Raw genomic sequence first — 14,978 nt, forward strand, 5'->3', positions numbered from 1 at the left:
AAGTTCAGTTCGTACTTTAGGTTTTTGACCAGCTGTATCGAAATTGCATATGTCTGCGCTGCTAACCATCATCTTAATTAAGTTGTTTTTTACCCTTGCTTATGAAATACCTTTTTGCAGCCCTGCTTTTGCTCACATTAACCGCTGATGCACAAGTTGAGGAAAAACGGTTAAGGTTAACACCATTTTTTGTGACAGATAGATCTTCCCTCAATTTTTCCATTGCAGGGAACGAGCAGGGAACCAGTCCAAATATTTACTCTGAGCTACGTTGGGAAATGTACGGCAAACTGGATATGGGTTGGCTATCGGTGTAAAATTATACAAACGACTTGCTATCGAAGCCTTATTTATCAATCTGAGTGTTAAGTCGGGTGATGTTTCCGATAAGGATTACGCAGCTAATGACCGGACAGGTGTTATCTTTGATTTTTCAGGCAGGACGGCAGGTTATGAACGCCTGGTATCCGCTAACCTAAACTATCAAATATTCTCAAATGAACATTTAGAAATTGCTGCTGGATTAATTTATCAGGCTATCTATCAAAAACGCTACCTACTGAATAATCTAGGGGCCTCGGCGACATCGGAACCCCTTTATTTTATTGCAAACCTCAATTCTTTCTACAAGAGCAATTGGCAAACACTTGGCCCGTTCCTCACATTTACCTACAAACCGATAACCGGGTTGGGCATATACGCAAAAACAAGTTTCAGTCGAGTCAATTACACGGGCAGTGCAAATTGGAATACAAAGAGACTTTCGTCCAGCCTATCAGTTATACGCACAAGGCTAATGGCTGGGCTACTAGTCCAGAGTTAGGTGCAAGTGACCAAGTCCTTGATCGATTTATGCTAACCTTTTCTGCTGGCTATCGATATCTTTTGGTAAAGGATGGGAGGGATCAGCTCTTCTTAAAGTCTGGAGTTGTCCAAAATACCATGTTAAATCAAGTTGAAGCTGAGAATATCAACTTAAAGGTAGGCATTTCTTACCTCTTTTAGCCCAAAATGCTTCCCAAACCTCCTTTTAAGAAAGCAAAAAAATAAGCATCGATATAATGAGCCCAATAACGGTGAGATTCATTTTGTAAACATTGTTTAGTATTTGTTAATATTAAGCCGTCATTGGTTAATATATGCTTTAATTAATAATACATTGCTAGCTAACTTGTATTACGAATTTCCTGTGTGTTAGCGTATATGAAAATTTGATACGGCGCATTTGAGAATGATGGGAAATGTATTAAGCCTTTGATTTAAAGGCGCTTAAGTTGAATTTAATCATTTAAACCTTATGAAAATCTAATGAAAAGATCAACCAAAACCCTATTGGTCCTAACCTTGGCCGCAGCAGTTGTTTTTAACATGACCAGTTGCAAGAAAGAAGTTAAAATCGGTGGCGAGGAAACCATTACTACCTCAAAAAAAATCGGTGATATAACCGTGCACCGGTTTGACCTTGACGGTAACACCATTTACATCAATGAAAAGGGAGGTCAATATTGGTATTCCGATGATATGCTGCTCACTCAAGAACAGTTTAATATTATTAAAAACAAAAGCAATAAGTCTTTATCCACCACAGAAAGATCCATCATCGTCAAGGACCTGGCGACACTTTGGCCAAATGCAACGGTCTACTACGACATGTCTGTATTAGGCAATGATACTGCTGCGACAATGAAAGCCATGCGGACAATTTCAAGTTATTCGCCAGTTAGGTTTGTTCAAAGAACCACACAGGCCAATTATCTAAAATTTATAACGACTGCGGGTAACTCATCTTGGGTAGGGGTGATAGGCGGCGCCCAAAATTTTTCTATCTATAATAATAATGCGTCAACGGTGATGCACGAAATGTACCACGCCTTGGATATGGAGCACGAACAGTGTCGGGTGAGTAGGGATAACGACATCATCGTACACTATGAAAATTTGGCTGAAAGCAGCTATCACAATTTCAATAAATTTACCTTATCTACCCACACTGATGTTGATGCATTCGATTTTGGTTCTATCATGCTTTATGATGCTTATTCTGGTTCCACGAATGGACAGCCGACCATCACAAAGTTGGATGGATCTACTTATCTCCGTGCCGTCAATACGATAAATCCTAGTCCAACTGATATCAAGGCGCTTAATCAGTTATATCCAGGGTTTAATTATGTTGGCTTGCCAGCAAATACCAACTACGAGATCGCAACAGTATTGGATCCAACCAAGGTTTTTAATGTTTCTGGAGGATTAACTGCAGATGGCACGCCAGTAATTATTTATACCGATCAAAACACCAATAATGCCCGATGGACCTTAACAAAAAACACGGATGGTTACTACCGTATGTCACCGGTTTCTGCTCCGACAAAGGCACTTACGGTCATTGGAAGTGGCGTTGAAAATAATACAAAGCTAGAGATAGCTACCTATACAGGTGCCTATTCCCAGCAATTCAATATTTTAAAAACAGAGGGTGGTTACACAATAGCGCCAAGGCATGTACCATCTAAGATGTTGGACATTCCCAATAGTGTCACGACCAACAGCACAAAACCGGGTATCTATAGCTATAATGGCGTAACAACCAAAAATTTCTCTTTAGGACCTATTAAGGGCTCATATCAGATTTAAAAAACTTAAATAGCAGGGGTAATCTAAGTAAATTAGGATTACTCTTGCTATCCTAATGATGATAAATCAATGCAATCTGTGCATTGATAACGGTTTTCGGAATGGCTGCTCAGTAACTTGCGGAGAAAACCGGAGTATCTCACTGTACTAGATTCGACCTTTTCTGGTCAGTTAAAATAAGCAACTTACTCATTCTAGATTGGGCATAATCCAGGGATAATCAAAGATAGATTTATCAATAGGCATACGGTTCATGTTCCTAGTAGTCCCAAGGGTCTCAATTATTTGCTAAGTCTGGAATAGCAGCTTTCGATTTTGGGTTGGTTTACATATACTTAACAAATGTTTATTGATGTGTTTATGAACAAAGTTTAGTTTTGCTAAATAAATTTGAGAAGTATATGAAGCGAAAAAACAAATTAAATCTTCCCCATAATATTCAATCGACCCGATGTCGGAAATATATAACGCCGATTTCACATCGTGAGGCATTAGCATTTCATCGGTTTGAGTTAGATAACTTACTTAAGGACATCTATATTCTAGTATGTTTTCTACTTACAAATTCTGGAAATTTCTGTGTAGGCGGTGCAAATGATCGTCCAGTTTTTATATACCAGGCCGAATAGCCTTAAAATAAAACCGATGAATAAAACACCTAGTAGTTGATGTCCTAATTTTAGCTGAATATTGTCATCCAGTTTAAAATTTAATTAAAGTTAACTTATTGTTTGTTAGCGCTTTATATATACAATTATTTTGCTGGTGATTTGTATGATAAAAGCTGCTCCTTTACCTCGTTTCCTATTTAATTTAGAATAACTAAAACAAACAATTCGGCGACTTAAATACACTAGGGATAATAAATAGACTGATAACAAAGGTGTTGTTGCTAATATCAAGTTAAAAACAGATAAAAAAATGCATAAGATTTGTTTAGTAATTATTAACTTTGTTTACAATAAAATATTGCATTGCCACAAACCTGAATTAAACTGACTAATAATTTAGGATAACCATTTATAAACAAGCCAATCAACCCAAAAACCAACAAAACATGACTAGAAAAATTTCTTCCCGACTACCGAGAACTCCAAGGTAAAAACATACTATAACTGATTCGCTAACTGGATTAACAAACCGAATTTAATAGGCTTGCCTGAAGGCATTGTGGATTCGTACGTCCAAATTTTAGTAATAATTAATTTTTAAAAAATGATAAAAATTTACATAAGCAAAGTGATGCTGTTGCTTTTATTTGTTTTTGCATCCCCATCTGTATTTGCTATTGAAAGGTTTAATGTTGCAATGGCATCAAACTTTAGTGTGCAACAGCAGGATACGGCAAAAAGAGATACGGCTAAGTATGCTAACAAAACCGATACCATAGGGCAAATGATTCGGGCGATGCAGAAATTTAAGGGTATCAGGGATACAATTGATATAAGATCTGCTAAGCTGGTTCCAAATTTATCCTTACAGCAAATGCTGAAGGGAAACCTTGCGGGGGTTTATGTTCAGGAGCCAAACGGAGAGCCGGGTACTGAGCAAAGCATGATCATACAAGGTGTATCTGGCCTACTTTTTCAACGTAAGGATGTTTATGCCCTTCAGCCAGCGATATATGTGAATGGAGTTCCTTTAATAGCTGATAATCCTTTTGCATTTGATGTACAAAAATACGATTACAATAGGATTGGCCCGGCTACAAACCACCTGGCGCAGATCAGTATGGACAATATCCAGTCAATCGTAGTCGTTAAAGATCCTTATGAATTAGCAAAACTAGGACCCAATGCCGCAAATGGTGCAATTTATATCACCACAAAGAATGCGAGGGCAGGAAAACGGGACATTAGTTTGAATTCATATTTTGGCTATGTAACTGCACCTAAAGTAAACACGGTAAATGGTGCTTACGAAAATAATTTCAGGAGTCAATTTTATCAAAAGTACAATCCAACACAGAAGTATGCCTCATATCTGAGAGATTCTACAAACGTTTCTTATTTTGGACCATCTAACTGGACAGACCTTTATCAACAAACTTCACCAATATATTCTGCCAATTTAGGGATAACTGGTGGCACTGAACGCGCGAATTTTAGGTTTTTTGGCTCTGGAACTAAAAATGCAGGAAATGCAGATGAAACAAACCTGGATCAGTATAATTTGTTTTTCGGTATCAATATGGCGCCATTTAATTGGCTTACCGTTTCTACCAGCGTTAATGCTGCTCGCTTAGACCGCGAACGCAACCGTAGTTACCGAGATCGTTTTGCGGAAACCCGATACTTACCTGATCTAAGTACTCCACCTTCGCCAAACGCCAGCAACTATTCTTCGTACTTGAACGAAGTAGAGAAAATGGTAGATAATAACCGCAATACAATTTTAAACGGCAATTTCTCCTTAGCTGCAAAAATTGGAAAGGTATCCCTCACATCCAGTTTATTATTTAATTACAATGAAGGGGTAAGAGATTATTTTGTCCCATCTACATTGATGGCCGGATCGAGCTATGTATCCAACTACTTTGGATACAGCCAGCGTATGGCCATTAATAATGTCGCTAGCTACAGGTACGAGGTTAATAAAAGTAACGCTATTGATTTTGAGCTTGGTCAAACCTTGCAGGGAGACACGCATAAATATAACTATGCCAGAGCATATAACGGACCCAATGACTATGTGAAATTGACATTTGTAGATGGAAGAGAATTTATAAACGGTGTTGCCAACCCAGGTTACCTTAATGTGTTGACGAATACCAGCTTCTATGTTTTTAGATACATCGATAAAGAACGTAGTAACTTAATGTCATTTTATGGGTCTGCAAAGTACAGTTATAAAAATTTGTTAACCCTTAGTGCATTATTGAGAAGAGACGGGGCATCAAACGGACAACCAGATAGCCGCTGGGTAACCACGCCTGCATTTAATGTCAATTGGAATTTGAAAGAGCAGTTCTTGGCGAAGTCAAGTGGCATAGATGCATTACACCTAAGTGGAGGCTGGGGCCGCACTTTGCGCATTTTTCTAGATGACCGCTTTGCAGCAGGCCCGCAATACCGCTCAGAGAATGGTTGGGAAGAAGAGCCCACCATTCCAGGATACTCACAATATCTTGGCATCAACCGTCCATACAATAGCGGGTTTATCGGCTATGGTTTACGCTTGCCTTATTCAAATCGTACCAGCATCACATTAGATGGTACGTTTATGAAATCTCGCTTGTCGGTGGCCTTAACAGCTTATAACAGGAACGATAAAGCCGGTGTACTAGGTGTTCCTGTACCGCTAGAATTGGGATACGTATCTAACTACAGATCCGGACTGGATATCAATAACAAAGGACTGGAACTTCTGGTTAACGCAAATATGTTGCAAAATAATGCTGGTTTCAGTTGGTCAACGGGATTAAATTTAAGTTATAACTGCAATAAACTAAAGGCCTTGCCAGGCGCTTTAACTGAATTGGTTTACCAAAATGACAACAAATTGGTTGTCGGTCAGTCTGTTGGTAGTTATTGGCTGTACAGTAACGTTGGTATTTACAATACTGATGCGGAAGTACCTGCAGGTAGAACCTTTAATGGCATTCCGATGAAAAAGGGAGATCCTCAATTTGTGGATTACAATGGAGACAACACCATCACATCGCAAGATAAAGTATTGACTGGAGACCGGTTACCTAATTTTATCGGTGGATGGAACAATAGCTTTAGTTACATGAATTTCGATTTAAACTTCAATTTCATTTTTGCAGCAGGCCAAAAAGCAATTAATCAATACGATGCCACCCGATACGGTTTTGTAAACAGAGAGGCAAGTAGCGATATTAATGCTGTAAGGGAAGTCTCATCTTGGCAAACTTCAACTAACGCTATTAACTATCCCATTTACGACCCATGGAGTCCGGTGAATGCCTACCGTACAGATCAAGACCTATTTTTAGAAGATGCATCATACGCAAAACTGAGGTCTGTAACACTTGGCTATGATTTCGCAAAATCATCATTATTGAAGAAATCGTTGAGAAGAGTTTACCTGTACGCCACGGCCTTGAACGTGTTTACACTAACTAAGTTCTCTGGTATAGACCCGGAGTTGATCAACTACAACGGCATCTACGATGCAGCGAACATCACCATTCCACGAACATTTGTACTTGGATTTAAACTAGATCTATAAAGATTTGCTATTATGAACAATTATAAAAATATACTTTGGCATTATAAAAACACCGTTTTAGCTACGCTCGTTGTCGTGTTAAGCACGGGTAATTTCTCTTGCAAAAAAATTGAGGATGTAGAGTCAAATAGACTCGCCTCGGAAGCCAATAACTGGAAAAAATATGAAGATGCGAGGGCCAATCTTCTTTCTGTATATGGCTTATTGCGGTCTGCAACTGTTTCTGATAATACCCATTGGCTAATGGGCGATTTAAGGCAGGGAGACTTTAAAATTACCAACCGTGCCGACCTAAAAGCCATTGTTGACGGACAATTAAATGCTCAATTTCCAGTAATCAACCGCATCACTAATTGGAGACGTTTTTATGCAGCGATTAACGCAGCTAGCTTGTTTATTGAGCGTTCGAAAGAGATTGTGGGCTTAGACCCTCGCTACACTCAAGTGCAGAACAATGTAGAAGTTGCTCAAGCACGAATGGTTAGGGCCATGGCTTATTTTTACATGGTACGTATTTGGGGCGACGTGCCCTTATTAACCACATCACACGACGGTGATTTTATTCAGGTACCACGTACCAATAAAGATATTGTTTTACAGTTCGCAACGAGTGAGCTTTTAAATGCTGCCGAGATTGTTCCCTTTGCTTACGGCGGCACCGATCCTATTTTTCCGGGAACATATTATGGGCAGAGTACCGCTGCTTGGGTGGGTACTATATTTACCAGACTGTCTGCTTATATCTTATTGGCGCATATTTCGGCTTGGCAAGGTAACTATTTAGATGCATCAAGATATTCGAAGTTTGTAATTGATAATTATCCGACTGCCAATGCTCGTTCAACGGGGGCGGCTAATATTGTGTTATTGTCAATCGATGCGTTAACGGAAAACCTTAATTATTACAGTCCGTTTGCATTCAAACGCTCGACGCTTTTAATAGGGTTTCCTTTTGAGTATGGGACGGGTTTGGCAACGGCCGATGGCCATTTGGAACAGCTTACATTAGCAGCACCCTATATTCCTAAAACCAGACCAGAGATGTTTGTGTCGAAGGATACCATTCTAAAAGCATTTACAGATCCTGGAGACTTACGTTTCAGTTTCGATACCAAAACAAATACCTACCGTAAAAATTATTTTACCAATTTTTCTTCAGAAGAGCCAGTTTTCAGTAAGATAAAGGTGGTTTACCCAAGTGCAACTTCTGGTAATACAGTATTATTTGCCTCTTCACTGGTATTTAGCCGTTTAGAAGAAATGATTTTATTATATGCCGAGGCAAATGCGGCCTTGGGCAATCTAGCTCAGGCAGTTTCAGTGCTGAACAGCTATACAGAGAACAGGGGAACAACCAAATATGATCCGTTGGTTAATGGGTCGAGCCAGATTGCGGTATTGAAGGCCATCTTCGCAGAAAGGCGCAGGGAATTAATGGGCGAAGGTTGGAGATGGTATGATTTGGTACGTTACAATCGTATCGTGAAAGCACCAGGAATCTTTATTGTGAAGAATGGACAACCATTAACCTTTAGGCAGTTTGAAGAAGCTGGAGGTATATATTGGCCTGTATCCCAGGACGTGATCAACGCCAACCCAAAAATTACACAAAACCCTTATTGGAAATAATTTTAAAGCATAGACATGAAAAGAAATTTAAATCAAATGAAGTCGTTGCTTTTTGCAGTGCTAATTTGTTCAAGCATTCTAGCTTGTAAGAAAAGCGATTCGACCTATTATGAGTACGAAAATAAAGTACAGCAGTTCAATGGAACAACGGTAGATTACATTAAAACCAAGCCCGGAACTTTTGATTCTTTATTGAAGGTTTTGGATCGAGTGCCCGAGTTGAAACAAGCCCTAACTACACAGGAACTTACAATTTTTGCACCAGTGAATGAAAACTTCGCTGTGGCACTAAAGTACCTTAATTATCAGCGTGCGATACGCAATCCCAATTTGCCAAAAATCACATTAGCAAATGCTGATGCTGCTGGATTAGATTTTATGCTGAGCAAGTATATTTTTTCGAACCGGCTAACTACTGCCAATTTTATCGAAGCTGTGGATGGCGTTACGTTGTCAAGTTTTAAAAACAATGTACCTATGCAGGTGAAAGCCTTACGTGAAAATGCCTCCGGCTATGTAGGTGGTGGCGCATTAATTTTACAGTTTAGCGATAGAAGAGGCTCAATATTTCCTGACCGCTGGATCACCACCACCACTGATGCTGTAAACATTAGTACCAGTAACGGAACGGTTAACATCCTTTCGCAATTACACAATTTCGGGTTTGATGAATTTACCACAAGACTAGATAAATAATGAAGATAAATAATTACCTAATGGGGATTAGCACAATCCTATTTTCTATGCTGGTTCTTACAGCCTGTAGAAAAAACCTACCTGATAACAGGTTATCGATATCCCCGGACAGCCAATATAATACTTACGAGTATAAACCAACACTAGGGCGAGCCAACCTATTTGCCAACAACTTTAGCTACGGCAATTCAAGTAGACCGCTAGACTTCAAGATTATAAATATGAGAACTTTCAATGGAGATCCAGCACCGGAGCTGACAAAATTCTATCCTGTTAAGGTATGGAAAACGGCTTATGATGGCGCAGAAAAATCATTGGAAGAAATTGCGGCCAAGCAAACCACAGAAAACCATCAGCTTTTTGAGGTAAGGCCCAACTCTGGAGAGTTTTTAATGTGGAAAGAAGCCAACAGTAATATGATAAAGGTTCAGCCAGATTCGGGCTATGTGTTTGATGTGGAAATGTCAAACTCTGGAGGGCGAAAATATTTTCAAAACATGAGGTTATTGCCTTTTCGCGAACGCCCTTACGAGCCATCTAATCTCGATCCGATTACTGGTCAGGCAAGATCTGTTTCGGTCAGCCCTACACAACTGTTTATTTATGGTGTGCGTGATAAGCGGCTTTTATCTTCAGCAGATGTACAGGTACTTTTCAATAAAATACCAAAGGGTACTCCAGGGTACTCTGGACACAGTTTGACCTTTCGCTTTGTGGATACCCTATTTAACACGATAGACCCCAATAAATTTGCAAAGACTGATTGGCCAAACTTGGTACACGGCTTCAATATGGTTAAGGACGCTTCGAAAGTGAAATATGAGGTGGCATATCCCGTGCCTTTAACCAATTATCCAACCAAGTACACCACTACTGATGGTAGCTCGGCGAGGGTAGTGTTCAGGTTCGATAGACAAGGTTTTGGCAATGTCCTGCAACAAAATCTGCTTGTACTAAATTACAGAATTTTCGAAGAGGGCGATTGGGAGATCATCTTCTGGTTCAAAACAGATAAACCAAATTTCGATAACGACTAATGGAAAGAAAAACGATACAAATTTCATTACTCATGAAATATTTTTACAGCCTCATTTTTTTCTTGGCATTGGTGTTAGGTAAAAATGCTTATGGCCAGCAAACCATAGCGGTAAACGGTACGGTTATAGACGGATCGTCGAAGAAAAAAGAAGGATTGCCTGGTGTAAGTATAACCCGTAATGGTAAATTCCTAGCCTCTACTGATGCTAACGGTAAATTTCGGGTAATAGTACCAGCAGATGCGGAGCTAAGCATTTCTTATGTAAGTTATACCACTCAAACCATAAAAGTTAATGCCCGTACCAGTATTACCATAACCTTAATTGAAAATACCAATGCCTTACAAGAAGTTAAGGTTACAGCAGGGTATGTTACGAAAACTCAAAAGCTAACTACAGGATCAGTTACCAAAATATCCGGAAAAGATATCCAAGGCCAGCCAGCAAGTGATGTTATTTCGCTTTTGCAAGGTAAAGTAGCGGGCTTAAATATTCAAAATAGCACGGGTGCGCCTGGCTACAGAGGTTCGGTAACTATACGTGGTATTTCTAATATCGATGTTTCCGGATCTGGAGGCTCCAGCTTTTTAACACCAACATCGCCTTTGTTCGTAATAGATGGGGTGCCTGTGGATGACAACACCAACTATTCCTATGGATTTCAACAAGCAGGCCCTGGTGTATCGCCCGTTTCTCAAATTCCGCCAGAGGATATCGAAGACATACAGGTGTTGAAAGATGCGTCTGCAACTGCATTATATGGCTCTCGTGGTGCTTATGGTGTAATTTTGATCACCACCAAGCGTGGTAATTCAAAAGTGCCTATAGTTCGCTATTCAGGTTCCACATTTGTTTCCTTGGTACCACAACTGCGTTCGACTTTAGGTGGTCGTGGCGAGCGTATGTTGCGTATCGATCAGATTTTGAGGAACGATACCGGAGCAACACGTATACATGCTTTAGATATGATTAATTCCACGCCATTTCTCGCAGACAGCTTGAATGCTTACTATAACAACTCAACAGACTGGCAGTCTTACTTTTACAAAAACACTTTGAATCAAAACCATTCAGTAAATGTTTCTGGTGGTGATGTCGCTTTTAACTACAAGGTCATCCTTGGTGCTTATGATGAAAAAGGGATACAGGCGAACACAGGTTATTCTCGTTACAATTTGAATATGAACATGACCTTTAACCCAACAACCAAGTTTAAACTGACTGCACAATTGCAAAACAGTATTCAAAAACAGCAAACGGGTAGTGGCAACGGGTTAATCAATACGGGGATCGGCACTGCCAACCAATCATCATCATTGCTTCCCGCTCCTTCGCTTTATTCTTCATCAAATGCACTATTGGCGCAGTTAACTACAGATAACGATAACAAGTTGCTCAACACTTTTGCCACCATAAACGCCGAATACGAAGTGGTGAAGAATTTGCGTTTGGCCACCTTCTTAAATTATACAAATACAACAGGTACAAAAGATAATTTTTCACCCGCGGCATTAAACGGTAACCAATCACAATATTATACCTACAATGATAGGGCAACCAAACTATACAACCGCACACAGGCCACTTACAATAAGTCGTTCCAAGATAGTGAGGGCAATGATGCACATAATTTCTTGTTGTTTACTTTTATGGAGATTAATTCCAGCTTCTTTAAGGCCGATGCCATTTTAAACCAGCGTGGTGTTAACGACCAGTTACGAGGCCCTTTAACCAATCAATTTGATTATCAGAATTCAAGAGGTGGAACGATTGATTATACCGACTTGCGCAGTGTTGCCTTTGCAGGGGCGTTTTCATACAATTATAGACAGAAATACGTATTGGACTTGAACTACCGTTTAGATGCCAATTCGCAAAATGGTGTTAATGCCGGCTATATTGCCAATCCATCCATTGGTTTGAAATGGAACTTTAATGAAGAAAAATGGTTGAAAGGTTTGAGCTGGCTAGATTTTGCCGACATTAGGTTAAGTTATGGTTCTAACATACAGCCGGTAGGGAGTATCTTCGATGCTTATGGCCAATATACGGGGGGCTTTCGTTACAATAATGCCAGCAGTGTGATCATCAATTTAGGCCGCGTGCCAAATCTTGATTTGCAGCCAACCAAAGCAACCACCTTTAACGCAGGTATGGATTTGCAGGTGTTCAAGAACAGGTTATCTTTTACCATGGACGCCTATTATAAGCAAAACGATAATATTTTTAGGTATAAAAATATATCTTCTACCAACGCATTTGGTACGGTTGCTTCTAACGAGATTAGTAACGTAAATTATGGTTTGGAATTTCAGGCCATAGTTAGACCACTGAGCAATACGAGTGCATTTAAGTGGACGTTGAATGGTAACTTAGCTATTAACAGAGAGGTACTCGCACAGCTTCCGGATGGATTAAGAGACATGATTTACTATGATACCACCAACGGTCAAGACATCTACTACCGTTTGGGTACCAACTCTTTATCAAATTACTTGTACAACACCAAAGGGGTTTACGCTACTGGTAGTCAAGTACCAGTTGATCCATTAACTGGTTTACCTTATCGCGTTGGAGGTGCTGGTTTACTAAACTTCTTTAAAGCAGGCGATCCAATTTTTACCGATTTGGATGGTAATTATGTATTAAACGAAGCTGACAAGTTAATTGCGGGTAATTCTCAACCGCTGATTACAGGTGGTTTTACCTCATTTTTACAGTGGAAAAGCTGGAGTTTAGAAGTGAATACTTCCTTCACTTTGAAAAGAGATATCCTAAACAATCCATTGGCAAGACAGCTGGCAAACTACAATTTGCCTACTACCTTAGGTGCCTTGATTCCGCTAGATCAATTAAACTATTGGCAAGCAGCAGGAGATGCGGCGCAGTACGGCAATCCATTAGATTTTGTAAGGGCCGGCATCATCAGCCCATTCAGGCTTGCACAAACCGCTTTTCAAGAAGATGGTTCTTATTTCAAATTGAATTCCATTAAAGTGTATTACAACTTTAATCCAAACTTTACCAGAAAGCTTGGCATGAGTAGGGTAAGCATAAATGCTACAGGAGCCAACCTAGGCTTCATTACGCGATATTCTGGCCCCAACCCAGAAAACGTGACCGCATTAGGTCGCGATGATTCAGGTGGTTATCCTTTACCAAAACAATTCACCCTAGGTTTAAACATAGAATTTTAAGCTGTCACAGATATGAAAATTAAAAAAGTTATAGCGCTAAGCCTATTTGCATGTATGATGCTAAGCGTAACAAGTTGCAAGAAATTTTTAAATGTAACACCTATACAAGCGCAGTCTGGTAACAATTTTTGGAAAACCAGGCAAGATGTAGAAGACTTTACCAATGGTATTTATGCTCAGTTGCGTGAAAAGGTAGCCGGTAGACCAGCTTTCTTTCGTTCTTATGATAAGATGTTTTTCCCTGCTATCGAATTACGTAACAACAACGTAACTAACGTAAGCGCGCTAGAAAGTGCAGCGGGCACTAATGTTGTTAACGCGCTTATTGCCAACAATATGAGGTTCATTGTTAGCGCCCCCGCCATTGGTGCAAATAATCATAATCCCAATTACCCTGGTATTTTGAGAGATATCATGTCATGGGATGGCTGGTACGATATTATTGCCTCATCAAACATCATGTATGCAGAAGTAGATAACGTACCTGCTAATGCCATTTCTGATGCAGATAGATTAAAGTATAAAGCAGAGGCCGTTTTCTTACGCAACTTAAGCTACATGTATATTTGTAAGTTGTTTGGAGATGCGGTTTATTACACAGAACCTTACCATACCAAATCATTGCCGAGAACCCCTCAGGTTCAAGTGTTAAACAAATGTATTGCAGATTTGAAGGCAAACTTCGAAAACCTGCCTTTGGAATATAGTGATCCCACTGCTAAAGGTATGCGCCCAACAAGGGGTGCAGCCGTTGCTTTAATGATGCATCTAAACATGTGGGCGGCAGCCTTTGATAATGGCGATAAGAAAGTTTACTATACTGCCGTTACAGAATTGGCTAAAACTTTGGATACCTACACAAATTACAGGCTTTTAACTGTTAATGAAGAAAATACAAAACTGATTTTTAAAGGGCGAAGCGACGAAAATTTGTTCAGCATATTGCAAGACAATACACTGACTGAAGGGTTTTCGATTCCGGCAACCTATTCAAATTTTGTTTCACATACCCCTATTACAGGGAAGGTGGGTAAGGTGAATAGTTCTTATGCCTATACCAAATCATTTATTGAGAAAATCTTCGTGCCAGGTGTTGCCGACAATAGGGTAACCGTATGGTTCGAGAATTACAATAGCGGTACAGGTACCTTTCAGTTTAAAAAATTCAACAATTTAGTTTCTGAAGGCAGTGGCTTAGATACCTACACCAAAAGCGATGACAGTGCCATCATTTTTAGATTGCCAGATTGCCTTCTGCTTGCTGCAGAAGCCTTTGCGGAATTAAATGACGATGAAAATGCGAAACTATATGCTAACCGTGTACGTGAAGTAGCCAATGCGCTACCACTTAATACCACGGGTGAAGATTTGAAAAAGGATATTTATTACGAGCGCTGTAGAGAATTAATTGGTGAAGGGCAGTATTCCTTTGATTTGATTCGGACAAGAAGGATTACCGATTCAGAATACACGGCTAATCCGATGACCGTGTCAAACTTCAACGCGGGTGCCTGGACCTGGCCATTAACCATTTCCACCCAAGAACGTGCAGCAAATCCTTATTTAGTAGGTAATAATTTTTGGAACTAAA

Annotated in this window: 9 protein-coding genes; all 9 read left to right on the forward strand. The window is 39.8% G+C overall.

Features of this window, described 5'->3' with window-relative positions:
• Positions 1-101 precede the first annotated feature (101 nt).
• The 9 genes from OQZ33_RS05360 to OQZ33_RS05400 all read left to right on the forward strand — a co-directional run bounded on the left by OQZ33_RS05360 (position 102) and on the right by OQZ33_RS05400 (position 14,977).
• Complete coding sequence (locus tag OQZ33_RS05360) at positions 102-317, forward strand: hypothetical protein (RefSeq protein WP_265798026.1); 216 nt, start codon at positions 102-104, stop codon at positions 315-317.
• Entirely contained in the window at positions 302-823 is a 522-nt protein-coding gene (locus OQZ33_RS05365) for a hypothetical protein (protein ID WP_265798027.1), read from the forward strand. Before OQZ33_RS05360 ends, OQZ33_RS05365 begins: the two co-directional genes overlap by 16 nt.
• Positions 824-1,308: 485 nt before the next feature.
• Positions 1,309-2,634, forward strand: coding sequence for a M12 family metallopeptidase (locus OQZ33_RS05370; RefSeq protein ID WP_265798028.1), 1,326 nt, complete (start codon positions 1,309-1,311; stop codon positions 2,632-2,634).
• A gap of 1,215 nt (positions 2,635-3,849) precedes the next feature.
• Positions 3,850-6,828 carry a SusC/RagA family TonB-linked outer membrane protein gene (locus tag OQZ33_RS05375; RefSeq protein ID WP_265798029.1) on the forward strand — a complete coding sequence of 993 codons (2,979 nt, stop codon included), beginning with the start codon at positions 3,850-3,852 and terminating at the stop codon, positions 6,826-6,828.
• A 12-nt stretch (positions 6,829-6,840) separates the two neighbouring features.
• Positions 6,841-8,457, forward strand: coding sequence for a RagB/SusD family nutrient uptake outer membrane protein (locus OQZ33_RS05380; RefSeq protein ID WP_265798030.1), 1,617 nt, complete (start codon positions 6,841-6,843; stop codon positions 8,455-8,457).
• Positions 8,458-8,472: 15 nt separating this feature from the next.
• Entirely contained in the window at positions 8,473-9,153 is a 681-nt protein-coding gene (locus OQZ33_RS05385) for a hypothetical protein (protein WP_265798031.1), read from the forward strand.
• Positions 9,154-9,200: 47 nt separating this feature from the next.
• Positions 9,201-10,190, forward strand: a complete 990-nt coding sequence (locus tag OQZ33_RS05390; protein ID WP_265798032.1) for a DUF5007 domain-containing protein — start codon at positions 9,201-9,203, stop codon at positions 10,188-10,190.
• A 32-nt stretch (positions 10,191-10,222) separates the two neighbouring features.
• Positions 10,223-13,387, forward strand: coding sequence for a SusC/RagA family TonB-linked outer membrane protein (locus OQZ33_RS05395; RefSeq protein ID WP_265798033.1), 3,165 nt, complete (start codon positions 10,223-10,225; stop codon positions 13,385-13,387).
• A gap of 12 nt (positions 13,388-13,399) precedes the next feature.
• Positions 13,400-14,977, forward strand: a complete 1,578-nt coding sequence (locus tag OQZ33_RS05400; protein ID WP_265798034.1) for a RagB/SusD family nutrient uptake outer membrane protein — start codon at positions 13,400-13,402, stop codon at positions 14,975-14,977.
• Position 14,978: the final 1 nt, after the last annotated feature.

Origin of the sequence: Pedobacter sp. MC2016-05, from assembly GCF_026239735.1 — a bacterium.
GTDB lineage: Bacteria > Bacteroidota > Bacteroidia > Sphingobacteriales > Sphingobacteriaceae > Pedobacter.

Excerpts from the sequence above, each read along its gene's own strand:
- OQZ33_RS05385 (WP_265798031.1), top strand. The coding sequence starts at position 8,473 with ATGAAAAGAAATTTAAATCAAATGAAGTCGTTGCTTTTTGCAGTGCTA.
- OQZ33_RS05395 (WP_265798033.1), top strand. The coding sequence starts at position 10,223 with ATGAAATATTTTTACAGCCTCATTTTTTTCTTGGCATTGGTGTTAGGT.
- OQZ33_RS05360 (WP_265798026.1), top strand. The coding sequence starts at position 102 with ATGAAATACCTTTTTGCAGCCCTGCTTTTGCTCACATTAACCGCTGAT.
- OQZ33_RS05380 (WP_265798030.1), top strand. The coding sequence starts at position 6,841 with ATGAACAATTATAAAAATATACTTTGGCATTATAAAAACACCGTTTTA.
- OQZ33_RS05375 (WP_265798029.1), top strand. The coding sequence starts at position 3,850 with ATGATAAAAATTTACATAAGCAAAGTGATGCTGTTGCTTTTATTTGTT.
- OQZ33_RS05390 (WP_265798032.1), top strand. The coding sequence starts at position 9,201 with ATGCTGGTTCTTACAGCCTGTAGAAAAAACCTACCTGATAACAGGTTA.
- OQZ33_RS05370 (WP_265798028.1), top strand. The coding sequence starts at position 1,309 with ATGAAAAGATCAACCAAAACCCTATTGGTCCTAACCTTGGCCGCAGCA.
- OQZ33_RS05400 (WP_265798034.1), top strand. The coding sequence starts at position 13,400 with ATGAAAATTAAAAAAGTTATAGCGCTAAGCCTATTTGCATGTATGATG.